The sequence below is a fragment of the Neisseria sp. P0017.S009 genome, from assembly GCF_051957375.1.
Classification (GTDB): domain Bacteria; phylum Pseudomonadota; class Gammaproteobacteria; order Burkholderiales; family Neisseriaceae; genus Neisseria; species Neisseria perflava.
On sequence record NZ_JBQCWL010000006.1, the window covers coordinates 86874 to 110426 of the forward strand.

General features: G+C 49.0%; 22 protein-coding genes and 3 tRNA genes. 15 read left to right on the forward strand and 10 right to left on the reverse strand.

Translation table 11 applies throughout. The annotated features are described in order from the left end of the window. Window position 1: 1 nt before the first annotated feature. The 11 genes from ACTHTG_RS08470 (at window position 2) to ACTHTG_RS08520 (ending at window position 9773) form a co-directional block, all read left to right on the forward strand. On the forward strand, window positions 2-1369 hold the full coding sequence (locus ACTHTG_RS08470; RefSeq protein WP_070587411.1) for a DNA circularization protein: 1368 nt from the start codon (window positions 2-4) through the stop codon (window positions 1367-1369). Further along, window positions 1353-2519, forward strand: a complete 1167-nt coding sequence (locus tag ACTHTG_RS08475; RefSeq protein ID WP_440360635.1) for a phage baseplate assembly protein — start codon at window positions 1353-1355, stop codon at window positions 2517-2519. Before ACTHTG_RS08470 ends, ACTHTG_RS08475 begins: the two co-directional genes overlap by 17 nt. Then, window positions 2520-3149: a phage baseplate assembly protein V gene (locus tag ACTHTG_RS08480; RefSeq protein WP_004520437.1), complete on the forward strand. Its 630-nt coding sequence runs from the start codon at window positions 2520-2522 to the stop codon at window positions 3147-3149. A 111-nt stretch (window positions 3150-3260) separates the two neighbouring features. Then, window positions 3261-3614 carry a phage GP46 family protein gene (locus ACTHTG_RS08485; RefSeq protein ID WP_004520436.1) on the forward strand — a complete coding sequence of 118 codons (354 nt, stop codon included), beginning with the start codon at window positions 3261-3263 and terminating at the stop codon, window positions 3612-3614. Next, window positions 3611-4678, forward strand: coding sequence for a baseplate J/gp47 family protein (locus tag ACTHTG_RS08490; protein ID WP_004520435.1), 1068 nt, complete (start codon window positions 3611-3613; stop codon window positions 4676-4678). Before ACTHTG_RS08485 ends, ACTHTG_RS08490 begins: the two co-directional genes overlap by 4 nt. Beyond that, the gene (locus ACTHTG_RS08495; RefSeq protein WP_004520434.1) at window positions 4675-5241 is read left to right on the forward strand and encodes a YmfQ family protein; all 567 of its coding nucleotides are present in this window, start codon (window positions 4675-4677) and stop codon (window positions 5239-5241) included. The genes ACTHTG_RS08490 and ACTHTG_RS08495 overlap by 4 nt, the downstream gene beginning before the upstream one ends. A 2-nt stretch (window positions 5242-5243) precedes the next feature. After that, a complete protein-coding gene (locus ACTHTG_RS08500) occupies window positions 5244-7541 on the forward strand; it encodes a tail fiber domain-containing protein (RefSeq protein WP_440360636.1) in 2298 nt (765 codons plus the stop codon). After that, on the forward strand, window positions 7522-8145 hold the full coding sequence (locus ACTHTG_RS08505) for a hypothetical protein (protein WP_440360637.1): 624 nt from the start codon (window positions 7522-7524) through the stop codon (window positions 8143-8145). Before ACTHTG_RS08500 ends, ACTHTG_RS08505 begins: the two co-directional genes overlap by 20 nt. 2 nt (window positions 8146-8147) lie before the next feature. Then, window positions 8148-8636 (forward strand): hypothetical protein, encoded by a 489-nt coding sequence (locus ACTHTG_RS08510; protein WP_249552269.1) that lies wholly within the window; start codon window positions 8148-8150, stop codon window positions 8634-8636. Window positions 8637-8798: 162 nt separating this feature from the next. Continuing rightward, a complete protein-coding gene (locus ACTHTG_RS08515; protein WP_079453713.1) occupies window positions 8799-8912 on the forward strand; it encodes a zinc finger domain-containing protein in 114 nt (37 codons plus the stop codon). A gap of 81 nt (window positions 8913-8993) precedes the next feature. Continuing rightward, window positions 8994-9773 (forward strand): DNA adenine methylase, encoded by a 780-nt coding sequence (locus tag ACTHTG_RS08520; protein ID WP_249552299.1) that lies wholly within the window; start codon window positions 8994-8996, stop codon window positions 9771-9773. Between the two features lie 301 nt (window positions 9774-10074). On the opposite strand, the gene ACTHTG_RS08525 is transcribed toward ACTHTG_RS08520, so the two are convergent. The 4 genes from ACTHTG_RS08525 to ACTHTG_RS08540 form a co-directional block, all read right to left on the reverse strand. Further along, window positions 10075-10151, reverse strand: a tRNA-Asp gene (locus ACTHTG_RS08525). A 32-nt stretch (window positions 10152-10183) separates the two neighbouring features. Next, window positions 10184-10259: transfer RNA gene (locus ACTHTG_RS08530), tRNA-Val, on the reverse strand. A gap of 125 nt (window positions 10260-10384) precedes the next feature. Further along, window positions 10385-10978: a GTP cyclohydrolase II gene (gene ribA / locus ACTHTG_RS08535; RefSeq protein WP_004520747.1), complete on the reverse strand. Its 594-nt coding sequence runs from the start codon at window positions 10976-10978 to the stop codon at window positions 10385-10387. After that, complete coding sequence (locus ACTHTG_RS08540; RefSeq protein ID WP_039862446.1) at window positions 10971-11636, reverse strand: hypothetical protein; 666 nt, start codon at window positions 11634-11636, stop codon at window positions 10971-10973. Before ACTHTG_RS08540 ends, ribA begins: the two co-directional genes overlap by 8 nt. A gap of 161 nt (window positions 11637-11797) precedes the next feature. On the opposite strand from ACTHTG_RS08540, the gene ACTHTG_RS08545 reads away from it, so the two are divergent. Both ACTHTG_RS08545 and ACTHTG_RS08550 read left to right on the forward strand, forming a co-directional pair. Beyond that, window positions 11798-11882 (forward strand) — tRNA-Leu (locus ACTHTG_RS08545). Window positions 11883-12044: 162 nt separating this feature from the next. Beyond that, window positions 12045-13385, forward strand: a complete 1341-nt coding sequence (locus tag ACTHTG_RS08550) for a DUF2868 domain-containing protein (protein ID WP_049336242.1) — start codon at window positions 12045-12047, stop codon at window positions 13383-13385. 73 nt (window positions 13386-13458) lie between these two features. On the opposite strand, the gene ACTHTG_RS08555 is transcribed toward ACTHTG_RS08550, so the two are convergent. The 3 genes from ACTHTG_RS08555 to grpE form a co-directional block, all read right to left on the reverse strand. Continuing rightward, window positions 13459-13677: a hypothetical protein gene (locus ACTHTG_RS08555; protein ID WP_049336244.1), complete on the reverse strand. Its 219-nt coding sequence runs from the start codon at window positions 13675-13677 to the stop codon at window positions 13459-13461. A gap of 268 nt (window positions 13678-13945) precedes the next feature. Next, window positions 13946-15874 (reverse strand): molecular chaperone DnaK, encoded by a 1929-nt coding sequence (gene dnaK / locus ACTHTG_RS08560; protein WP_049336246.1) that lies wholly within the window; start codon window positions 15872-15874, stop codon window positions 13946-13948. 304 nt (window positions 15875-16178) lie between these two features. After that, the gene (gene grpE / locus ACTHTG_RS08565; protein ID WP_049336248.1) at window positions 16179-16739 is read right to left on the reverse strand and encodes a nucleotide exchange factor GrpE; all 561 of its coding nucleotides are present in this window, start codon (window positions 16737-16739) and stop codon (window positions 16179-16181) included. A 150-nt stretch (window positions 16740-16889) separates the two neighbouring features. Between grpE and cysE the strand changes: the two genes are divergently transcribed. Further along, on the forward strand, window positions 16890-17708 hold the full coding sequence (cysE, locus tag ACTHTG_RS08570; RefSeq protein WP_070873812.1) for a serine O-acetyltransferase: 819 nt from the start codon (window positions 16890-16892) through the stop codon (window positions 17706-17708). 74 nt (window positions 17709-17782) lie between these two features. Here the strand turns inward: cysE and ACTHTG_RS08575 are convergent, their stop codons facing one another. Then, window positions 17783-18373: a tyrosine-protein phosphatase gene (locus ACTHTG_RS08575; protein WP_440360638.1), complete on the reverse strand. Its 591-nt coding sequence runs from the start codon at window positions 18371-18373 to the stop codon at window positions 17783-17785. Between the two features lie 133 nt (window positions 18374-18506). On the opposite strand from ACTHTG_RS08575, the gene mnmC reads away from it, so the two are divergent. Then, window positions 18507-20117 carry an FAD-dependent 5-carboxymethylaminomethyl-2-thiouridine(34) oxidoreductase MnmC gene (gene mnmC, locus ACTHTG_RS08580; RefSeq protein ID WP_440360639.1) on the forward strand — a complete coding sequence of 537 codons (1611 nt, stop codon included), beginning with the start codon at window positions 18507-18509 and terminating at the stop codon, window positions 20115-20117. Between the two features lie 77 nt (window positions 20118-20194). Here mnmC and ACTHTG_RS08585 read toward each other — a convergent pair whose 3' ends face one another. Continuing rightward, a complete protein-coding gene (locus tag ACTHTG_RS08585; protein WP_440360640.1) occupies window positions 20195-22567 on the reverse strand; it encodes a TonB-dependent hemoglobin/transferrin/lactoferrin family receptor in 2373 nt (790 codons plus the stop codon). Between the two features lie 175 nt (window positions 22568-22742). Further along, window positions 22743-23366, reverse strand: a complete 624-nt coding sequence (locus ACTHTG_RS08590; RefSeq protein WP_440360641.1) for a biliverdin-producing heme oxygenase — start codon at window positions 23364-23366, stop codon at window positions 22743-22745. Window positions 23367-23553: the final 187 nt, after the last annotated feature.

A 23553-nucleotide genomic window follows, 5' to 3' on the forward strand; every position in this document is an offset into this window, starting at 1 on the left:
GATGAGTTGGAAAGATACTTTGCTTGATGCCAGTTTCAAGGGTGTCGGCTTTGATGTAATCGATGATACGTTGCGTGGCACGCACGCCTTAGCCGAACACGAATACCCGTTTGTTCAGGGTTCGGATATTGAGGACACGGGCGTATCGGCAATGGATATGAGCCTGACGGCGGTATTGTGGGGGGATGATTATGAAAGCAGGCTGCAAAGCCTGTTAGGTGTTTTGCGGGAGACTGGTGCGGGCGAATTGATCCACCCGATTTACGGCAGCGTGCCCGATTGCGTGGTGGCTGATTTTGAAGCTGCTCATAATGAAGAAAATCCCGATTACTGTACGGTGCGGATGACCTTTAAGCAAAGTGTCAAAGCCGCCCCGTTTTTTGACCGTGAATTGCCGTCTGCACTGGCCGATGAAATCGATTGGCTGGCAGATTTGGCCTCATGGCAGGGTTTTGAAGTGTTTCAGACGGCCTTGGGCAAGATTCAGAAGGCACAAAGCCGTTGGAACGCATTTCATGCCACAGTATTGACGGCAATCGGCGTTATGTATGGTCAGGTAAACGGCGTATTCACCGGCTCCATGAATCTTCTTAACAACCCGCGCGTATTGGTGGCTGAGTTGAAATCAGTATTCGGTGTGTTGGCAAATATGCACGTCGTAGGTAAAAGTGGGCTGGATGGCTGGCGCGATATGGTTGGCGGAGTGTCAAAAGCCGCCACTACGCCGTGGCAGGTAAGTCGCGGGACAGAAGGCAGCGTTTCGGCAATCGATTTGATTCAGCGTGCAAAGGTTGAAGATGTCGCTGCTTTCACAGCATTCACCGCAACTGTTGGAGCGTGTGCTTTGGCAGAACAGGCCGCAGATATTCTGGCAACACAAATTGATGCGCCAACTTTGACGCCCGTGGAAATCTCACGCCTATTATCCGATACCCATGCTGCTTTACAACGCACGCTGGCCGCAAACCGTATTTTGGCAATGATGTTGGCAGATGAGGCAAAGGCCGAGAAGATGGCTTATTCCTTGCTAAGGTTATACCAAACACCAGCAGACAGTGCTGATGATGTGTATCGCCGCATTGAGGCTGCCGGCCTGTTGCCGCAAACACCATATCTTGAAACTGCCGCCGAACTGACTGAAAGTTTGCGTGATACGGCGCACAAGCTGCAAAAACAGGCTTTTGCCGTTTTGAATATGCGTCCTCCGTTAGTGCAGAAAATTGTAGGACGTGATACCAGCCTGCATCTGTTGGCGTTTGAATGGTATGGCGATTACAGCCGTTTTGGCGAGTTGTTGCGTCTGAATCCACAAATCCGTCATCCGAACTTTCTCAGTAAAGGAGAGGTGTTAAATGCCTACGCCAAATAATACTGTCACTCTGATGATTAACGGCAAAACTCATGGGCAGTGGACGAATTACGACATCGTTTCTGACCTGCTCACCCCCGCCGATGACTTTTCAGTCACTCTAGGCCGTCCTGTGGATGCTGTTCCAACTGCTGTGAAAGAAGGCGATAAAGTAGAAGTCCGTGTCGGTGGGGATACGGTATTAAGCGGCCGTATCGACCGTGTGCACACTACGACGGAGAAAGGCAATAAAACGCTGACCATCCAAGGTCGAGATGATGCCGGTATCCTGTTGGACTGTTCTGCGCCGTTGTTTAATGCGCAGGATATGGATTTAAACCAAATTATTGAAAAAATCGTCAAGCCTTTGGGTCTGTCAAAAATCCGTATCGATGCAGCCAAAACCAATAAAACCCATAAAGTTCAAATCGAGCCCGGAAGCCGTGCATGGGATGCCTTGACACAATATGCCGAAGCCAACGGGGTATGGCCTTGGATGGAGCCTGACGGCACGTTAGTTGTTGGTGGTCCTGACTACACCACGGCACCTGTTGCCGAGTTGGTCTTACGGGTCAGTGGCGACAATAACAATATCAAGAGCTTGGAAGTCGAGCGCAATATGGCCGCTCGGTACAGTGAGGTCACGATATTGGGGCAAAGTCATACCGGCAAGCACAATATCAAAGCGACGGTGAAAGATGAATCCCTTAAGCTGAGCCGGCCTTTAATTGTGACAGAGCCTGATGTTGACAGTCAGGCGGAAGCGGAACGTAAAGCAAAGAAACGCCTGGCGGACAGCCGCTTGGAAGGCTTGACCATCACGGCGGTGGTACAGGGACACCGAACCGATGACGGTACTTTATGGCAACCGGGTCAGCGAATCAACGTATTGAGCGAACCGGACGGCATCGACGCGGTGTATTTCCTGATGGCGCGTACCTTTGTCGGAGGCAGAGGCCAAGGCACGGAAACCGTATTAACGCTTAAAGAAGACGGTGCATGGGTGTTGGATGCCGATCCGCCTAAGAAAAAACAAGGCGCAGGCAAAAAAGATGGCAAGAAAACTGCACACAAGCCGTCAGAAAATAGAAAAGCCAACGGCCAAACGCCAGTCAAGCCGAAGAAACGCCGTCAGGCTAAAAAGCCAAAACAGGAATTGCAGGTTATTTAAATGGATATTAAAACCATAGATAAGCGTATCAAACAGGCGTTTAACACAGTCCGGCAAGCCTTTCGCGGAAAGGTTGCCAGAGTCCAGGCAGGTGGCGGTGTGCAAAAAATTCAAGTCGAAGGCTTGGACGGCGAAACCGTGCAAGACTTGGAGCATGCCGAAAACTTCGGCTTTACCAGCAATCCGCCTGCCGGCAGTGATTGCGTTGTTGTGCCCTTGGGCGGTAAAACCAGCCACGGTATTATCGTTACCACGACAAACGGCGCGTACCGCATTACCGGTTTGTCTGATGGCGAAACGGCTGTTTATAACGCCGACGGTGCCAAGATAGTGTTAAAAAAGGGGCGCGTCATTGAGATTGACTGCGATAAATTAAATATTAAAGCACCTAGCGGCGTAAATATCACTTCAGAAAAGGTCGAATGTTCTGCGGTGTTGACTGCACAAGGCCAAATCAACGGCAATGGAGGGATGGCCGTGCAAGGCGGTAGCGGTACGACATTTACCGGCAACGTGGACATGGTCGGCGATTTGAATACTACCGGCGCATTAACCAACAACGGTAAAGATGTCGGCAGCACCCACAAACACACTGAGACCAACGGTTCGGAAACCGGTGAAGTCATTTAAACTGGTTTTAAAGGCCGCCTAAGAATCCTTATTGGTTTTTTAGGCGGCTTTTTCTATTTGTCTGACATCAATCCACTCAAAGAAAGAGCGTCCATATCCGAAAATTCAGGTATGGACGCTTTACTCAACCCACAAACAGGCGGCTATGTGGTCAACCAATCCGCCCAATCCATCGAAAACGAGCTGTATATCCGCTTGGTAACACCCTTGGGCAGTTACTGGGCAGACCGCACGCTCGGCAGCCGCCTGCACGAATTACGCCGCCAAAAGCATTTAAAGCGCATTGAAGTTCTGGCCAAGCAATACGCCGAGCAAGCATTACAGCCCGTGCTTCAGTCTAAACGCGCCCAATCCATCCAAGTAACCACATCCACACCGCAGCGCGGCTGGCTGAAATTGCATATTGAAGCTGTCGATGCCGCAGGCGATACCGTAACTCTTAGTCACAAAGTGGCCGTGATATGACGCAAGCACTTAATTTCGAGCAAATCCGCGCCAATTATCTGCGCGACCTACAAAACCAAAACCCTACCGCCCATGTGCACGCAGGCAGCGACAACCATGTACGTGCTACCGCTATTGCTGCTGTGGGTGAAGGCCAATACCAGCATCAAGAGTGGATTTTGCGTCAAGCGTTTGCCGATACCGCCGACAGTGCCTACCTCGAAAAACACGCTGCCAAATATGGGATTTACCGAAAAACTGCCACCTTTGCGGGCGGTAAGGTGCGTGTTCGCGGCGCGGTCGGTGCAACGGTGCCTGTTGGCCAACAAATCAATGTGGGCGATAAGGTGTATTTAGCCGCCGAATCTGCCGTTATCGGTACGCTTGGAAGCACCGAGATAGCCGTTATCGCCACTGTTGCGGGTAGTGCTCAAAATCAAACCGCCGAAACCGCGGCTACGCTGCAAAGCGTACCTGCAGGGATTGACAGTTCCGCCGTCTTGCTAACGATGGTTGGCGGTACAGATGCCGAAAGCGATGAGAGCCTGTTGGCACGCTACGAAGAACGCCTGCGCCGACCCGCTGCGGGCGGTAACCAATACGACTTCCGCAATTGGTGCTTGGAAGTGCCGGGTGTGGTTGATGCCTTTATCTACCCTTTGCGTCGTGGTAACGGCTTTGTCGATGCCGTTATTTTGGGTGAAAACGGTATTCCCAGCGCAGAAACACTGGCCGCCGTACAGGCTCATGTCGATGCGGTGCGACCTGTTACCCGTAAAAACGGCTTTCTAGCCCTTGCGCCCAGTATCCAGACCGTGAATGTAGCCGTCACCATTACCTTAAGCAGCGGTACGGATACCGATACGGCCACCGCTGCCATCAAATCAGCTGTAAACGCCTATTTTGATGCCTTAAAACCCGGCGACACCCTAATTAAAAGCCAGTTGGAAACCTTAATCAGCGAGGTGTACGGCGTGCGTGACCGTGTCTTAACCACACCCGTGAGCAATATCAAGCCCCAGGAAAGTGCCGAAGATATTTACTGGCTGCGTGCTGGCAGTATTAGCGTGGAGTACACCACGTGAGCCATCAAGCCTTACTTGCCGCCATGCGCCCGCCTGTCAGCTACGACACCGTAGGAGATACGGCAGAAATCAAAGCTGAAGCGGGTGTGTTTGATATTGTGGCCGATCATGCGGAAGGAGTGAGAAATGCGCCGTTCCCTGACGCGGGAAACGATTACCTGTACCGCTGGGAAGAGCTGCTGGCCATCACTCCGCCTGCTGGAGCCAATACCCAACAACGTACTGATGCCGTGCTGGCCAAACTCAACGCCTTGGGCGGTTTGAGCATTGCCTACTTTACTGCCATTGCTGAATCGGCAGGCTACACCGTAAACATTTATGAAGAAGACCAATTCCGTGCCGGTGAAAGCTGTGCGGGAGATTGTTTGAATACTGAAGATGCTATTTGGCGTTGGTGCGTCGACATCGCCGACGGAAAAGCCACCGCCTATATTTTCAGAGCCGGACAAAGCCGTGCGGGCGACCGTATCAGTGTATACACCGACCCGATTATCGAAACGATGTTTGAAGAATTAAAACCGGCATGGACATATTGCCGCTTTGAATATGAAGAAGAGGTATAAAAATGGACTTAATCCAAACCCCGAGTAAGCAATTTATCGACGGCGACCGCCGCACGCCCGGTACTCCCGTACCCGCATGGTGGCTGAACCAGTTGCAAGGCGAGTTGTACAGCATTTTAAACGCGGTTGGCATTGAGCCTAACAAAGCTGACCATGCCCAAGTCTTATCAGCTATTAAAACGCTGGCCGCCGATGCTTCTCAAGTTGCCAGTATTGAGGCTTTGCGTAAATACAGCGGTGATGGTTATGTAAACGTTAACGCCTATCACCCCAATACAACAGTGGGCGGCGGCGTGTTTGTGGCGGATAAAACCGATAAATCTACCGCCGATAACGGCTGTACCGTTATTGTTTCTACCGACGGCACGCGCTGGAAGCGTGTGTTTTCAGGGATGCTTAACCTGCATGATTTTGGATATGTAGCCAGCAAAAACAATGCACTATCTACTTTAAATGCCGCTGAAGCCGCCGCGCTTGGCATTGTTGTCGACTGCTTGGGTTTGTCAATTGATACGGGTAATACCTACCCGCAAAAAAACAAATACACAAACGGCAAGTTTGTGATTAACGGCAAAACTGTCGATGTTCAATACCAGCCTATCAGAAGCGGTATCGGTCGATTCATTTCCGGCTCAGGGGCCGCTGAGAACATTAAATCGAATGAGTGGACTGGTGCTGGAATTGTAGCGATTGGCGAAGGTGCAATGAATCAAACTGAAAAGTGTGTTTCAGCTATCGCAATTGGGGATCGTTCACAAGGTTTTTCCCGTATTAGTCGCGACAATATTTCTATTGGCCCAGACAGTCTTATTAATGTACAGGCCGAAACGGAATGGTACGACCAGTCTAAGATGTCCGGCACGCGCAACATCGGTATCGGCGGTAATGCTGGGCGCGGTATCACTAGCGGCTTTTCAAATGTAGCAATCGGCAGAAATTCAGGTCAGGGGCTGGGAACTGGCTATTCGAATGTGGTATTAGGTTCGGCAGCGTTGGCCGGTGTTGCCCCAATAGGACTGACTGGCGATATTGAAGTTTTTTGGCCGTCCCCAACATCTCGCACCGTAGCTATCGGCGAATCTGTTTTACAGATGTACCAAGGACGAGATGCGCAAACCGCAATCGGTGGAGGTGCCGCAAGAAATACAAAAAAAGCTGAAAAAGTGACCGCGATTGGTGCTTCGGCGTTAGAGAACTTAGAACGAACCAGCGCTCCGAATGGAGGCGATGTGCTATGGACTGGCACTGAGAGCGGAAATTATACCCAAAGCGGCAATAATATTACTTTGACATTTGGCAATATTCGCGGCGCAAAAGTCGGTTATTGGGTGGGAATCCGCCTCACTTCAGGCGAAGCCAAGACAGTTCAGGGTGATGTAGTGCCTGCTGAAGTGGTTGAAGTAACAGAAAGTAGTATTAAAGTCCGTAGTCCTAAAGAACTTAACGCATCAGGAGTGGCGGAGCTTAAATATGTCTATTCGTCATCATCTTCGGCAGCGAAGAATGAAGAGTTAACAGTGATTGGTACGAATGCACTGAAAGATGCAGTCAGCGGTGCATATTCTACTGTTATTGGTGCAGATGCCATGTTGACAAGCAGTAACCCCCAAAAAGTTGTAGCGGTTGGGGCATCATCATTCAGAAATGGAACGCATTATTCAAGTGTTGCTGTGGGATATTGGTGCGCGCCTACTATTAGTAGTGAGCAGTGCGTTTTTATTGGCGATTCAGCAGGATATCGAAATGTTCAGGGAAATGTTTTAAGCGGGAAAATAACTAATGCCATTGCGATTGGTTACGGTGCGCGAATCAATGGAAGTAACGAGATTCAGCTTGGCGGGTCGGGACAAACATTGTACGCCCCGACAGCGGTAAATATTCGTTCGGATGCCCGCGACAAAACGGATATCGCACCACTGGATATCGGTTTGGATTTTGTTAAAAAGCTGCGACCGGTAACTGGAGTATATGACCGCCGAGACGCCTATACCGACGAACTTTTTACCGATTTGCCGCCGGAAGAGCGCGCAGAAAAACTGCGGGAGTGGTGGCGGGCCCCAACCAAAGACGGACGCTACAAAGAAGACCGCATCCAGCATTGGTTTATTGCTCAAGATGTTGCTGCATTAGAAGCTGAGTACGGCAAACTGCCGATGGTGAATTGCAGGATGGACACTTACACAATTGAGTACGAGACATTTGTGCCCGTTTTAACAAAAGCGATTCAAGAAATGTCTGCTCAAATTGATGACCTTAAGAAGCAGATTGAGGAGTTAAAAAATGACAAGATGCGTGATTGACCAAGACGGCTTGTTCGTAGAGGAGCAATATTTTGATGACGGGCGCGCCAGCATCGAAGCTGAAATGCCTGATCTCGCACGATATCAGGCTGCCCAGTGGGATGGGCAAGGTTGGCAGATAATTCCCGACTATCGCGGATGCGTAGTTTTTGTCGGTGAGCAAGAGCAGGTGTGGGATAAGTTAGGTGATTTGCCCGATGGCATCAGCCTGACCCCGCCTGAATCGGCAAATATTGACGGCGTAAAATCCGGAAAACTCGTCGCATTAAATGCTGCCGCTCAGGCTTTTATTAACAAGCATGCCGGCATCGACAGCGTACCTGAATTTGAGTTCGCAAGCTGGTCAATTCAGGCTTCCGAAGCAAAGGCTTGGCAGTTAGATAAAAACGCGCCAACTCCGGTGCTTGACGGTATTGCCACAGCTCGCGGTATTCCCGCTGATGTGCTTAAGTCTGCTGCTTTACGTAAAACGCTGGCCTATGAGCAACTTGCCGCCCATGTGGCAGGCCAGCGCCAAGCACTGCAAAGCAAGATTGAGGCTGCTAAAAAACAATCTGATTTAGACAAAATCGAGATTGCATTCTCCTTGCCGGAGGCTGTCTGAAAATGGCAAAAGTCTATTTGTCTTTATATAAAGGCCGCAAGACGATAAAAACACCCAAGGACTTAGCTTTCCGCATTGTCGAATGGGTAATACGCAAAGTTACCGGCGGTCAATATTCTCACTGTGAAATTGCGGTGCCGGTAGCGTTTTCAGACGGCCTTTTTGACTGCTATTCATCATCTTTTCGTGATGGCGGTGTGCGCTGTAAACGTATGCCGTTGCCTGCCGAAAAGTGGGATTTGATTGTGCTGGATAATCAACAAATTGTCATGGGTCGTTTGTTTTCTTTATGGAGAAACACTAAGGGCAAGCGTTATGATTTGTTGGGTGTGTTATGCGTGACATCATTTTTCCGTCGTTTTTTGAGGCAGTCTGCAGATAAATGGTTCTGCTCAGAATGGTGCGGTGAGGTAATGGGAGTGACCGAGCCGTCATTACGTTCGCCGGTTAACTTGGCAGAGTTGTCACAAGGTAAAAGAAAGGCCGTCTGAATAAGGGGGCCTTCGGGAGGATTTTAAATATAAGTGGGACGGCGACGTAACAGTGCGGCAACACTGTTACGCCAGCCAAGCAGAGCATACCTGCATTGACTTCTAAGGCCGCCTTAGTCTCTAGAGACCGAGGCATTCTATCTGATACAGGAGTGGATGCAAATGCAAATCTATCGTGAATTACGCTGTAAGTTTTGTGGGAAGTTGCTGGCAAAAGGCAGCGGCTGTGTGCAAATAAAATGCGCTCGTTGTAAAAATATCAATTCTTTCAGCTAATTAATAAATCAAAAGAATGCCTTTGAGCATCATATTTAATCTGATTTAGAGCATCGCGAATGCCATAATTTAGGAGTATATATGATGCAAAAAATGCAACAGACATTACCTATTATCCCCTGGATGGGTGGCAAACGTCGTTTGGCAAAACATCTTTTGCCTATGTTCCCCGAGCATTCTTGTTATGTCGAGTTGTTTTCCGGTGGCGCAGCATTGTTCTTTATGCGCCCGGTTCCTGCAAAAGTTGAAGTGCTCAACGATATCAACGGACAGCTCATCAATCTCTATCGTGTGGTACAACACCATTTCGACGAGTTCGTCCGTCAGTTCGAGTGGACGCTGACCAGCCGCGAGACATTCGCCTGCCTGCAAAACACGCCGCCCGAATGCATGACAGATATTCAACGCGCCGCTCGCTTCTTCTATCTTCAGCACAATGCCTTCGGCGGCAAAACCGTCCAGCAGCATTTCGGGACAGCTACCACGTCAAAAGCGTGGGATGCATCTCAGATTGAGGCTAAATTAAAGGCTGCTAAAGACCGTTTAAAAGGTGTTTATATCGAGAATGAATCGTGGGATCGTTGCTTCAAACGATATGACCGTGAGCACACCTTCTTCTATGCAGACCCACCATATTGGCAGACCGCAGGCTATGACCAATCATTTGGCTGGGAGCAGTATGAATTACTGGCCAAGGTAATGGCAGAGAGTAAGGGTAAGGTCATGCTATCCATTAATGACCACCCTGATATTAGGGAATTATTTAAGGATTTCCGTATCACTCAACTTGAATTGGCTTATACGGTCGGAAGAAATAAAACTGGTAAAACCAGTGGAGAATTGGTCGTATGTAATTGGTAAAATAAAAAGCGACGGTAGCGTCGCTTTTCTTATTTCTCATCATCCGATATAGTGCAAAAGCTGCCGAAACTTTCGCGGGGCATAGAGTGCAAAAGTTACTGCAACAAAGTGCAAAAGTCGGCGGCGGCTTACAAAAGGCCGTCTGAAACTTTAAAAGTTTCAGACGACCTTTTTCAAAATCATCAGAATTTAAGGTTAAACAGTATTTCAATACCCTGTACTTACCTGTTCCTATTTTCGCAGCTGATGTGTCTTTAAGACAAATAAAAAAGCACTGATATAATCAGTGCTTTTTAAATAATGGCGCGGCGGACGGGGCTCGAACCCGCGACCCCCGGCGTGACAGGCCGGTACTCTAACCAACTGAGCTACCACCGCGCATCCACTGTCAAAGACAATGAAAGGAAACTTGGTGGGTGATGACGGAGTCGAACCGCCGACATTCTGCTTGTAAGGCAGACGCTCTACCAACTGAGCTAATCACCCGATAAGCTGACATTAAATCAAAAAATCAGGCTACGCGCAAGATTTTTATTTAAATAAAAATATATCCCATTGAAAGAATATGGAATATTTTATTTAACCTCAAAAATTACCAATATACCGTTCTATCAATCAAAAATCAAATGTCCCAATTTATCCGCTTTAGTATGCAGATAACGTTCATTTTCCACATTTTCGCCGACATGTAATGCAATCCGTTCGACCACATTAATGCCGGAATCTTTCAATGTTTGGATTTTTTCAGGATTATTGGTCAACAACTTGACTTCACGAATATGCAGATAATCATAAATCTGCTTGGCCAAAGTGAAGTCGCGTGCATCAACAGGAAGGCCGAGCGCTACATTGGCCTCAACCGTATCCAAGCCCTGATCTTGCAGACGATAAGCACGGATTTTGTTTATCAAACCAATGCCCCTGCCTTCTTGGCGCAAATATACGATAACGCCACGCCCTTCTTTCTGAACGGTCTGCATTGCTGCTTGAAGCTGAGGGCCGCAATCACATTTCACCGAAAATAAAGCATCGCCAGTCAAGCACTCGGAATGAATACGTGACAACACAGGCAGGCCGTCTGAAACATCGCCCATCGTCAATGCAACATGCTCCTGACCACTCTCTTCTTCAAAGCCGTGCATGGTAAATTCGCCCCATTCCGTAGGCAAACGGCATGACGCGACAAACTTCAACGCGTTACTCATTTTCCGCTTCCTCGCTTTCAGCCACGCCCAACAGATTTTTCAAAGAATCCAACAGCGCCAAGGCAAGGGCAATCCAAGCCACCAATACTTCATCGGGCGCGCCGTCTTTGACATCAAACTCGGCATGTACCACACCCAAAACCGCACCGCTGGGCATACAGACAGGAACTGAAATCTGACTCAAACCGGGATGATTGCGTTCGTCCGACAATTCACCAATTTCCTGCCAATACGCCACATTCTGACAAACATTCATCCAACCGCTTTGCGCCGTACGCACAGCCAAAAAAGCCTGTCCGGACTGCTCGTCGATTGGAATCACATTTTCCAACGGCACGCCCCAACGGCTCAGTCGAACCAGAGACAACGCGCCATCTTTCGGAAACGCTGTATAAACCGCTGCGCTTTTCAAATGCTCGGTGCGCTCGGCAACCGAATCCAAAGCCATAAAAATCTGTTTCAGCAACAATTCATGTTCGGCATCAACATAATCCGCCAACTGCCAACCGTCTTCAGACGGCCACAAAATCGAACGCTCAACAGAAGCATTTCCCATTTTAATCACAGCCTGGGCAGTCAAATAAGCAACATGTATCTCATCCGCAGGCAACTTCAAACCTTGCGTCTGCAAAAAATCTTTAATCAATAAAGCAGGCATCTGCCCTTCCTCACCAATAGTAAAGTTGAGGCCGTCTGAAAACAAACCCTGCTTTCAGACGGCCGGAATAAACCATTATATAAGGGATAAGCCGAAAAATTCAAGCAAACAAGACTTTGCACCCCCATTAATCTTGTGTATAATCCACGGTTCAAATTAGTGCGGACGTGGCGAAATTGGTAGACGCACCAGATTTAGGTTCTGGCGCCGCGAGGTGTGAGAGTTCGAGTCTCTCCGTCCGCACCACACTCAAAATGAGCAGCTTTCGGGCTGCTTTTTTTACATCTATTCCACTATATACCCTATTCAAAATCAAAACTGCTTTTAATTTTTTGACCTTTGCAAAAAAGGGGTTTATTTGGGGGTATAACAGACGTTTCCACTTATCTTTCAGACGGCCTATCATTTATGTTGAATCCATCGCAAAAACTTGTCGAATTGGTCCGTATCCTTGAAGAACGTGCCTATATTTTTCCGGGAGATCCCGTTCAGGCGACGGAAGCGTTGCGACATATTGATGGCGGCAACGAGGAAAAACTGATACACCGTGCCCAAATTATTGACCGCGACCAGCATTTGAAATATGTGTTGCAACAGGTGGAGACAGGCTCGTTTTGGCTTTGGATTGTTGCGGCGACGTTGTTGTTTACGGTCGGTTTTTCCAGTACTTATCTTTTGATGGACAATCAGGGGCTGAACTTTTTTCTGGTATTGGCCGGGATTTTGGGCATGAATACAGTCATGCTGCTGGTGTGGCTGGCGACTTTATTCCTGCATTTGAAAAATGTGCACTTTATCAGCAGTCCGGCAACTTGGTTCCGAGGCAAAGATCCTGTCAATCAGGCAATTTTGCGGCTTTATGTGGATGAATGGCGCAAACCGCAAACGCGTTGGCTGATTGGTGCAACTTCACACGGTCTGTGGCTATGCACGCTGTCGGGAATGTTGGTTTCTGTTTTGCTGCTGCTTTTGGTGCGTCAATATACGTTCAACTGGGAAAGTACGCTTTTAAGTAATACGGCATTGGTGAAAACGGTTGAGGCTTTGTCATGGCTGCCGGAACGTTTGGGCTTTCCTGTTCCCGACAGTCAGGCAGTAATTGCAGGCCGTCTGAACAATCATATCGAAGATGCACGCGCTTGGGCGGGTTTACTCATCGGCAGCATTATCTGCTATGGCATTCTGCCGCGCTTGCTTGCTTGGCTGGCTTGCAAGATTACTTTAAAAACCCTTCGCGAACGTTTGGATTTGAATCAGCCCTACTATCAAAACATCCTCCGCACATGGCAAACGAAAATTGTCGACGCCGATGATTTTCAGGAAAACATCGTTCCCGTTTCATCTAAAATTACGCTGAATAATGCGCCCAAATGGGCTGTTACACTGGAAACGGAATGGCCTGATCCGCTTTGGTTTTCCGGCGTTTTGGCGCAAGAATGGATAGACAAAGGCGTGGCCGCCGGCAGAAAAGATTTGGAACAATTAGAAGCCGAATTGAAACAAACTCCGGCGCAACTTCTCATCGGCGTACGCACGCAAACTGTTCCCGACCGCGGCATTTTGCGTCAAATCAGCCGCTTGGCCGAAGCTACGGACGGCGGCGTTATCATTCAGCTTTTGAATCAAGACAGTTTCTCTGAAGATTTGGATACCAAACTGGATTATTGGCGCGATGCGCTGGCAGAGAGAAACATTGCCTGGCTGGAGCCGACCCGTTTGGCACAAGAAAAACGGCAAAGCGCTATTTGACAGATAAACCGAAGGCCGTCTGAAAACTGATGTTTGGGTTTCAGACGGCCTTATTTATTGTTGAGGGTTCATCTTAATGATGTTCGTGGCGATGCTCTTGATGATGTTTGGGCTTGGCTGCGTGGTGTTTGGCTTTAGGTGCAGGTTTTTTCATTTTTTGCAGTTTGGCTTTTTCGTGCATACGCTCTTGTTTCGGATGCATTTCGTGTTTGCCGTGTGCAGAAGCGACAGGAGCAAATACCAAGCCGGCAGCCGCAACCATCAAAGAGGTCATTTGAATCAGTTTTTTCATATTTATCTTCTTTCAAGGAGTTGATTTGAGGTAAAAATAAGAATTTATTCGCACTCAAGCGATGGACAAATATTAATGGCTTTGACTGTCAGCTGCTGTCAGCATTCGGCGAAATCTGTTCAAAATTTGGCAATAGAAGTATGGCGACACAATGATGTAGCAAGGTTTTGAAAGTTTACCGTCAATTTTGACAAAACGTCTTTACACATTTCCCAAACGACAAAAAGCGCGAACCTTTCGATTCGCGCTTTTTTTCAGATGGCATCAATTATTTTTTGTCGTCTTTTACTTCTTCAAAGTCGGCATCTACAACGTCGTCGTCTTTCTTAACTGAAGACTCGGCTTGTGCGCCCTCGCCTGCTTGTGCTTCGGCTTGCGCTTGAGCGTAAACCATTTCGCCCAATTTTTGGCTGGCTGCGCCCAAAGCCTCGGCTTTGGCATCGATAGCGGCTTTGTCGTCGCCTTTAACTGCTTCTTCAGCTTCTTTCAACGCAGCTTCGATTTTTTCTTTCTCGGCAGCGTCGAGTTTGTCGCCGTAGTCAGCCAGAGATTTTTTCACAGAGTGAATCAGAGCTTCGGCTTGGTTGCGGGAAGCGACCAATTCAGTCAGTTTTTTATCTTCTTCAGCGTTGGCCTCGGCATCTTTTACCATGCGTTCGATTTCCTCTTCGCTCAAACCTGAAGAACCTTGGATGGTAATGTTGGCTGCTTTGCCAGTACCTTTGTCTTTGGCAGAAACGTGCAAGATACCGTTGGCGTCGATGTCGAAAGTAACTTCAATTTGTGGCATACCGCGTGGTGCAGGTGCGATGTCGGTCAAGTTGAACTGACCCAAAGATTTGTTGGCAGAAGCGCGTTCGCGTTCGCCTTGCAGTACGTGGATGGTTACTGCGCTTTGGTTGTCTTCGGCAGTAGAGAACACTTGAGACGCTTTAGTCGGAATAGTAGTGTTCTTTTGAATCAGCTTGGTCATCACACCGCCCATGGTTTCGATACCCAAAGACAGAGGAGTTACGTCCAGCAGCAATACGTCGCTACGGCCGCCGCTCAATACTTCGCCTTGAATCGCTGCACCTACGGCAACAGCTTCGTCAGGGTTCACGTCTTTACGAGGCTCTTTACCGAAGAAGGCTTTAACGGCTTCTTGTACTTTCGGCATACGGCTTTGACCGCCGACCAAAATCACGTCGTCGATGTCGCTGGTGCTCAAGCCGGCATCTTTCAATGCAACTTTACAAGGCTCGATAGAACGTTGGATCAAGTCTTCAACCAGGCTTTCGAATTTGGCGCGGGTAATTTTCATGGCCAAGTGTTTCGGACCGGTTGCGTCCATAGTGATGTATGGCAGGTTGATTTCAGTTTGCTGACCGCTGGACAATTCGATTTTAGCTTTCTCAGCAGCTTCTTTCAGACGTTGCAGAGCCATTACGTCTTGTTTCAAATCAATGCCTTGTTCTTTTTTGAACTCGTCAATGATGTAGTCGATCAAGCGTTGGTCGAAGTCTTCACCGCCCAAGAAAGTATCGCCGTTGGTAGCCAATACTTCAAATTGTTTGTCGCCGTCGAGGTTGGCGATTTCGATGATGGAGATATCGAAAGTACCGCCACCCAAGTCATATACGGCTACTTTGCGGTCTTTGTTGTCGCCTTTGTCCATACCGAATGCCAAAGCGGCAGCGGTCGGCTCGTTGATGATGCGTTTTACGTCCAAACCTGCGATGCGACCTGCGTCTTTAGTCGCTTGACGTTGACTGTCGTTGAAGTAGGCAGGAACGGTAATCACGGCTTCGGTGACTTTCTCACCCAAGTAAGCTTCAGCGGCTTCTTTCATTTTGCGCAGGACCTCTGCGGAAACTTGCGGCGGAGACAACTCTTTGCCTTGCGCTTTCACCCATGCGTCACCGTTGTTGGCTTTGATGATTTCGAAAGGCATGGATTCGATGTCGCGTTGGACTTCTTTGTCTTCAAATTTATGACCGATCAAACGTTTTACAGCGTAGATGGTGTTTTTAGCGTTGGTTACGGCTTGGCGTTTTGCCGGTGCGCCGACGAGGACTTCGCCGCCGTCCAAATAAGCGATAACGGAAGGAGTGGTGCGTGCACCTTCTGCATTTTCGATGACTTTGGTTTGACCGTTTTCAGAAATGGCCAAACAAGAGTTGGTTGTACCTAAGTCAATACCGATTACTTTTGCCATATTATGTTGCTCCTAATAAATAAACTTTTCTAAATTAATAATCCTGTGGAACATTTCGTTCCGATGGCTTGTAAATAAGGTTGCTTCATTTTTTTTCAAGGCTTAATTTGAATTTTTTTTTAAATTAAATTCAAGTATTTGATTTATTTATCCACAAGCCGTTTATTCTTTTTTCAGATGGCCGGCTTTAATTTTCCGATTCCGGTTTATCGGAATGATTTTCCAATAGCGGAACATCAGGCTTTAAAACCAGATAAGGCCGTCTGAAGATTTTATGCTTGATAAACTTTATCAAGCGGTGCCTTCAATCTTCTTTTTTCGCCACGACAACCATCGCAGGACGCAGCACACGGTCAGATAGTGTGTAGCCTTTTTTCATCACGCTGACGATGGTATTCGGCTCTTGCTCGCTGACGACTGCCTGCATCGCTTGATGTTGGTGCGGATCGAGTTTGTCACCCGGCTGTGGGTTGATTTCTTTAATGTGTGTGGCATCAAATGCTTTTTGCAGCTCGTTCAAAGTCATTTGCACGCCCATTTTCAGGGCATCGAAATTACCGCTTTGGTCGAGCAGCGCCATTTCAAGATAGTCTTTGACAGGCAGCATTTCGGCCGCAAATTTTTGTCCGGCGAATTTATGGGTATCGGCAATTTCTTGCTGATGGCGGCGGCGCAGGTTTTGCTCGTTTGCCAAACCGCGCAACTCGCTGTCTTTGAGTTGGCCTTCCAACTCGGTGACACGCGCCTGAAGCTCTTCGTAAGTCGGTTCTGCTTGTTCGGTTTCAACGGTTTCGGCAGTTTCTACGGCTGCCGCTTCTTCTGCTTCGTGTTGATGTTGTTCGTTATGCTCCGTCATTTCTGACATCCTTTTAGCGTGTTGATATTCGATGTTTCATATATAAGGCCGTCTGAAAAAACTTCAAGCATTTGAACGTCGATTATCAAATGCCTTGTTAAAAGACGTTGGAAAACGGTAAGATAGCCATCTGATTTTATTCTTCAGACGGCCTCGAATATGAAAAAAGACCATTTGAATTCAACTGATTTTAATCTGTGGCACACCATCCGCGAAGAAACCGAAACCGCCGCCGCGGCCGAACCGATGCTGGCGAGCTTCCTGCATCAAACCGTATTGCGCCACCAGTCTCTCGATTCGGTATTGGCCTACCATCTTTCCAGCAAGCTCGGCAGTCCGATTATGGACGTGCGTGCGCTGTTTGAAATTTATCAGCAGGCTTTAAGTGCGGACACCCGCATCAGCAAATGTGTCGAGGCCGACTTGAAAGCTATTTACGAGCGCGACCCGGCTTGTGACGAATATTCGCTGCCGCTGTTGTATTTCAAAGGCTTCCACGCCGTACAGGCACACCGCATCAACCACTGGCTCTATCAAAACGGCCGTAAAACGCTGGCGTATTTCCTGCAAAACCGCATGTCGGAAGTCTTCGGTGTCGATATCCACCCGGCTGCCCGTTTCGGTCATGGTTTAATGCTCGACCATGCCACCGGTTTTGTGGCCGGCGAAACCGCCGTCTTGGGCAACAACATTTCCATCCTCCACGGCGTAACGCTGGGCGGTTCGGGCAAAGAAAGCGGCGACCGCCACCCGAAAATCGGCAATGGCGTGATGATTGGTGCGAACGCTTCGATTCTGGGCAACATCCGCATCGGCGAAAATGCCAAAATCGGCGCAGGCAGCGTGGTGGTTGCTGACGTACCGTCTTCAATTACCGTTGTCGGCGTACCGGCCAAACCGGTCGGCCGCTCTTCCAAAACCCCGTCTGCCGATATGGATCAAAGCATTCAATTATCATCTACGGATTTTGTGATTTAAACCGTCTGCCATTAAAAAGGCCGTCTGAAAAAACAAATCTTTCAGACGGCCTTTTTATGTTTTGAATCTTGGCGTCAACCGCGTTTGCGCAAGGCTTCCAAATGCGTTTTAACCTGCTTGACTTTCTCTTCGGTAAACAGCTTGGCAATGTTTTTCCAAATGCTGTGATAACCGTAAGGCCCGTGTTGCATTTCGGCTTTTGCCTCTTCCACCGGCCAGCCTTGATAAATGATGCGGTACATTCCGGCAATCAAACCGGTACGGTCCGCACCGTGATAACAATGGATAAGTACCGCACCGTTTTGCTGTTGTTTTTCAATCAGGTATAGGATTTCCGCAATCTCTTTCGGCTTAATGCTCCATGACAGCAACGGACGGTTTAACAAGGTCAAACCATACGCATTCAAATGGTCGTCATCGTTGCGGTCGAAAAAACGCAGGTTGATCACGCTTTGAATGCCCAGCTTGACGATGGCTTCGCCATCTTCGGCAACGGGCTGCTCGCTGCGGTAAAGCTTGTCATCGATGCGATAAAGGTTGGCATCGTGTTTAATGGGTGTTGCCCACCGTTCGGGCTGAAAGGCTTGACCGCCGTTATCCGGCGGCGCGGATAAACAGGCAACGGGCAAGCCGGAAGCGAGAAGGCACAATAAAAGACGGCGCATAAAATTCCTGTATGAAAATCAATGAGAAAACAAATATCGAAAGATTTTATCAAAACCCGTCCGGATATTCTATCCGCGCAAACCGCGTTACAATCGTTACAATAAAGCCTCTTTTCTCAGACGGCCTTTCATCATGACCTGCCTTGCTTGGAACACCACACCTCCCCTTGCTACCCTTTGCCGCGCCATCGAACAACATACCGCGCCGCTTTATTTGATTGTCTGCCTGCCTGAAAACCATATTCCCGATTTTCCGCTGTCAAATCATCCTTCCGAGCTTGAAGGCCGTCTGAACAACAGCCTCGTTCAAGCTATGAAATGCCTTCAGTTCAACAGCGTCAATGTTTTAGAAAACCTCTTGCCTGACGTGCACCTTTGGCTGGTTCCACCACACCGCGCCGACCGCTTATACGAACATTTCCCTCATATCGAATGGCAAACCAAAGCCATACCCCAATCCGCCCCAACTCCCCTAAAACCTTGGTTCAGGCGGCCAGAACATCAAGCCGCGCCCGAACACGTCCTGATTATCGGCGCAGGCATTGCCGGCGCAGCGACCGCACGCAAACTGGCGGAACACGGCGTACGCGTTACCGTTTTAGAGGCCGGAAAAGCAGCGCAGGCAGGCAGCGGCAACCGCCAAGGCTTGCTCTACGCCAAAATTTCGCCACACGATACCGAACAAACCGAGTTACTGCTGACAGGCTACGGCTACACGCGCCGATTGCTGGAAGACTTGCTGCCCGACTCCGACGTATGGGGCGGCAACGGCGTATTGCATTTGAATTTTGACGACAGCGAACGCAAACGCAATCAAGCCTTGGGTTTGCAACACCAGCATAAACACCTCTACCGCAGCGTATCTGCCGAAGAGGCTGCGTCCATCGCAGGCATAGACGTATTTTCAGACGGCCTTTACTGGCCGCAAGGCGTATGGCTGAATCCGCCAGCCGTCGTGCATGCCTTATTGAACCATCCGCTGATCGAGTTACACGAACACTCGCCGCTGACCACCGTATCGCATAACGGCGCACAATGGACGGCACACACGCCAAATACGCATTTCAATGCCAGCCATATCGTTTACTGTATGGGCGCGCACAGCCCGAATGCCGCCGACACCAACGTCTCCGCCCTGCCTTTCCGCCAAATCCGCGGACAAACCGGCGTTGTGTCCGCCAGCCCGTTTTCACAAAAGCTGCGTTGCCCCATTTCCGGAGAAAGCTACATCAGCCCGAGCTGGCAAGGCTGCCACTGCTACGGCGCAACATTTGTCCTCAACAGCAACAATGAAACTTGGTATCCGCACGAAGAAGCCGACAACCGTGCCGCCCTGCACCAGCTTAATCCGCCATTGGCACAATCCCTGTTTGAGCAAAATTCGTTTTCAGACGGCCTTCAAGACACACAAGGCCATGCCGCCCTGCGTTGCGACAGCCTCGACCACTTGCCCGTTGTCGGCGCACTCGGCGACATCGCCGCCATGCAGTCCGCCTACGCCAAGCTGGCATTGGACAAAAACTACCGCCTCGACAATATCCCCTGCCCTTACCTGCCCCATGCCTACATCAATACGGCACACGGCACACGCGGCCTGGCGACAGCCCCCATCTGCGCCGCCGCCATTGCAGCCGAAATACTCGGCTTGCCGCATCCGCTATCACAAAGACTGAGAACCGCACTACACCCCAACCGCGCCATCATCCGCGCGATTGTTCGGCAGCAGCCGTTGTTATCCGTTTAAAGATTTCGTTTTAAATAAAAAAGGCCGTCTGAAAGTCATCAAAACTTTCAGACGGCCTTTAGCTATCCGTTAACTGATTAGAATTTCCATTCCAACGATACGGCGTAGTTGCGGCCAGGGGCGCGGTAGCGGTCTAAGCCTTTGCCGTCTTTATCCACAGAGTTCGTGGTGCTGTAGCTGTACAGGCCGCGCAGGGAATCCCAAGTGGTGTATTTGCGGTTGAACACATTATACACGCCTGCACGCAGGGTCAGGTTTTTCACCGGTTTGTAGAAGCCGTACATATCAAACACATAAGCCGACTTGTTCAGCCATGGATAATCTACTACTTTTTCTTGCAAAGGCGTACCCCAGCCGTTGTCTTCATAAACGGTATATTGTGCGTCTTTGGCTTTTTTCGCACCCAAATAAGTCAGACGGGAGAACACGCCCCATTTCTCGCTCGGGCTCTCGTAATCGACACCGGCAATCACTTTCAGAGGCTGAGTGGACAGCAGGCTGTTGTCGCCCGACAGTTTGCTTTTCGCGTAGCCCAGCGAGCCGAACAGCTTCCAGCCTTCAGGTACGAAAGAGACTACTTTGTCCAGATTCAGACGGCCTGTCAGCTCAAGACCCCGGATTCGGGCCTTGTCAATGTTTTGCATCTGCCAATCCAGTTTTTCGGAATAAGGATTGCTACAAATACCATAGTAGTAATTCATCTGAGTACAGCCGACATCGCCACTGGTGGTCAGCTTCTGCTCTTCAGACAGGAAGTTGCGGTAATTGCTTTGATACAGGTTGGCATCCAAAGTACCTTTTTCGCTGCGGCCTTGCAGAGAAAGGGTATGGGTGGTGCTGCGCTCGGCTTTCAGGTTCGGATTAGGCAACCAGTTACCTGAGCGGTGTTTGTAAGTGAAATACACTTCAGACGCATTCGGCACGCGGAAACCGGAAGTTACATCGTAACCCAAACGCCATGTCTGACTCAGCTGTGCAGCCAAGCCGACAAAACCGCTCCAGCCTTTATAAGTGTTGGCTGCAGGTGGTGTTTTGTCGCAGGCATGACACTCGGCATTCAGTTGCTGCGGCGTCATTTTGGTGTAGTCGTAACGGATACCTGCGCGGCTGCTGAACACATCGTTCCATTGGATTTGGTCAGACAGCGAGAAACCGTAGTTGTTGGTTTTCACTGGATGTTGAATCGTGCTGGACGTGCGTAAAATACGGCCGCTGAAGTAGTAGTCGTCGCGGTTTAAGTTTTCAAACTCACGCTGGCTGGCGAAAGTTTTAAACGACAAGCGATGTTGGCCGCCCATTTGCAATGGTTGGCTATCCATACGCAATGTAATGCGTTTGAAGGTTGTATCCATGCTGCGGTTGTAGATTTCGTCCAAATCCTTCTGATTGTAGTTGCGCGTCCAGGTAGAATAATCCATCGGGAACGAGCCTTTGTTGTTAACCGCCGCTACTTTGGTTTTCTGATAATCGAAGTCCGCTTTCAACAACGACAACCAATTCGAATCGGGCGTCCACTCGTAAAACAGGTTGGCATTGCGCCGTCTGTTTACGTCATCGGCTTCGCGCCAAGAAGAAGCGGTCAGGTTATAAGACTCTTCGATCGTGTAATTGTGGCCCTGCTGACCGTTGAGAGATGCGCCGATACGATGGTTGTCGTTGATTTGGTAAGCAATCTTACCCAAGAAGCTGTGGTATTTATGTTTGGACGGGTCAGGAATACCGCGCGCAGAACCACGGATATTCGCTCCGCTGCCGGCGCCCTCTACCGGATAACCACGCTCGCCCGCGCTTTCAGTCTCATGGCCGAGACGTTGCGAATACAGCAAAGCGGCATCCACGCGGTCGTTATTCAAACCGAACCCAAGTGTATTTGTCCATTCGCGGTTGCGGCTGCTGTAACCGTTTTTCATCATCACGCCGAACTGACGCTCAGGCAACAGCAAATCATGACCTTGCAGGGTTTGGTAATTCACGCCGCCACCCAATGCACCGCTACCGGTATTGAAAGAGTCTGCGCCCTTCACGATTTCGATGTTGCGCACGAGTTCGGGGTCGATAGACAGACGCGAGCTGTTGAAGTTGCCGTAACGGGCATACAGCGAGTTTTCTTCGGAATCAGGCAGGTTTACACCGTCAATGCTGACGCCGACACGGTTGCCTTCCACGCCGCGTACGGCAAAGCCTTTTTGATGGCGGCCACTGTCGCTCAAGCCAACGTCGGTGGAATAACGTACCAAGTCTTTGTTGTCACGTACCATTTCTTGTTGGATACGGCCAAGGTTGACACGTTCCACGGCTGCAGGCGCATTGCGCTGACCTTTAACGCGGACTTCTTTTATCTCTGCTTTAACGGGTGTGGTTTCAGTTGCAGCTTCATCTGCTGCTAATACTGGATTGCTAAAAATACTGCCGACCAGTGCGGCAATAGGGAGCATTTGTAATGGTTTCATATTATCAACTCAAGATGTAATGGATTGTTCATCCATCAGTTAATGCATAAAAAATTTCTGATAATCATTAATGATTAATAAGACAGCAACCCGTTCAGACAAAACTTTGTAGTGTAATTAAAGGCCTCTGCAAACATCTACGCCGAGACCTTGTCTGTTTGATTTAATTATTTTTTTAGAGTCTGTGCGGCGTCATACCTTCAGGCGCTTCCGTACCTTCCGGCAAACCGAAGGTTTCACGCAGAATCACTTTATAGAATTCAAAAGCTTCGCGTGCGCCTTGAATGGCTTCCGCTTCAGCTTCCGGAGTCAAGTTCAAAGCGTTCAGATGCTCGACAAATGCGCGCCAGTGTTTGCCTCGGCCGTTTGGATGCGGGGCCAAGTGGCGTGCGCCGAATTCGCCGGTGTATTCGAGTTTTTGAGCGTGTTTGAACAAGAATGCCGCGCCCAAATTAGAACCTTCGGCGCAATACAGCCAGCCGATGGCTTTATTACCGGTTTCGTGTGGCAATTCTTTGTCAAATTTGTAAGGCTCTTCGCCCAAGTCTTTCAAGTCTTGAGTCACGGCATCGTAACGTGCCATGTATTCAAGCTCTGGAATGGCTTTGTTCAATTCGGCATCTTTATAGATGTGATCGACAGCCTTGTGGAAAACAGATTGAAGTTTCAAGAATTTGATGTAGTTTTCTTTGCTGGCAAAAGGCTGAACGGACATAACCAAGTTATCAACGCTGTCGTGCGTTGTCGTGGTTTGCTCTTTCAAGCGTTTGGCGAAAGTCAGCTCTTGTGTTTCACTCATGATGTTTCCTTTGAATTAAGAGACTAATGGTTTCAGACGGCCTTTATAGTTAAAAATACCGTCTAATTTAAAAAGAATCGTTTTAAAAACAAAGAAGATAATTTTTAACCTGCTTCAGATTCGTTGACCGCGTACCTTCCACAGATCTACAAGACTCATCGTGTTTTTAATTAATGAGAATATATCT

Coding starts and splice junctions, on each gene's coding strand:
- ACTHTG_RS08470 (WP_070587411.1), top strand. CDS start 2: ATGAGTTGGAAAGATACTTTGCTTGATGCCAGTTTCAAGGGTGTCGGC.
- ACTHTG_RS08475 (WP_440360635.1), top strand. CDS start 1,353: ATGCCTACGCCAAATAATACTGTCACTCTGATGATTAACGGCAAAACT.
- ACTHTG_RS08480 (WP_004520437.1), top strand. CDS start 2,520: ATGGATATTAAAACCATAGATAAGCGTATCAAACAGGCGTTTAACACA.
- ACTHTG_RS08485 (WP_004520436.1), top strand. CDS start 3,261: ATGGACGCTTTACTCAACCCACAAACAGGCGGCTATGTGGTCAACCAA.
- ACTHTG_RS08490 (WP_004520435.1), top strand. CDS start 3,611: ATGACGCAAGCACTTAATTTCGAGCAAATCCGCGCCAATTATCTGCGC.
- ACTHTG_RS08500 (WP_440360636.1), top strand. CDS start 5,244: ATGGACTTAATCCAAACCCCGAGTAAGCAATTTATCGACGGCGACCGC.
- ACTHTG_RS08505 (WP_440360637.1), top strand. CDS start 7,522: ATGACAAGATGCGTGATTGACCAAGACGGCTTGTTCGTAGAGGAGCAA.
- ACTHTG_RS08510 (WP_249552269.1), top strand. CDS start 8,148: ATGGCAAAAGTCTATTTGTCTTTATATAAAGGCCGCAAGACGATAAAA.
- ACTHTG_RS08515 (WP_079453713.1), top strand. CDS start 8,799: ATGCAAATCTATCGTGAATTACGCTGTAAGTTTTGTGGGAAGTTGCTG.
- ACTHTG_RS08520 (WP_249552299.1), top strand. CDS start 8,994: ATGATGCAAAAAATGCAACAGACATTACCTATTATCCCCTGGATGGGT.
- ribA (WP_004520747.1), bottom strand. CDS start 10,978: ATGAGTAACGCGTTGAAGTTTGTCGCGTCATGCCGTTTGCCTACGGAA.
- ACTHTG_RS08540 (WP_039862446.1), bottom strand. CDS start 11,636: ATGCCTGCTTTATTGATTAAAGATTTTTTGCAGACGCAAGGTTTGAAG.
- ACTHTG_RS08550 (WP_049336242.1), top strand. CDS start 12,045: ATGTTGAATCCATCGCAAAAACTTGTCGAATTGGTCCGTATCCTTGAA.
- ACTHTG_RS08555 (WP_049336244.1), bottom strand. CDS start 13,677: ATGAAAAAACTGATTCAAATGACCTCTTTGATGGTTGCGGCTGCCGGC.
- dnaK (WP_049336246.1), bottom strand. CDS start 15,874: ATGGCAAAAGTAATCGGTATTGACTTAGGTACAACCAACTCTTGTTTG.
- grpE (WP_049336248.1), bottom strand. CDS start 16,739: ATGTCAGAAATGACGGAGCATAACGAACAACATCAACACGAAGCAGAA.
- cysE (WP_070873812.1), top strand. CDS start 16,890: ATGAAAAAAGACCATTTGAATTCAACTGATTTTAATCTGTGGCACACC.
- ACTHTG_RS08575 (WP_440360638.1), bottom strand. CDS start 18,373: ATGCGCCGTCTTTTATTGTGCCTTCTCGCTTCCGGCTTGCCCGTTGCC.
- mnmC (WP_440360639.1), top strand. CDS start 18,507: ATGACCTGCCTTGCTTGGAACACCACACCTCCCCTTGCTACCCTTTGC.
- ACTHTG_RS08585 (WP_440360640.1), bottom strand. CDS start 22,567: ATGAAACCATTACAAATGCTCCCTATTGCCGCACTGGTCGGCAGTATT.
- ACTHTG_RS08590 (WP_440360641.1), bottom strand. CDS start 23,366: ATGAGTGAAACACAAGAGCTGACTTTCGCCAAACGCTTGAAAGAGCAA.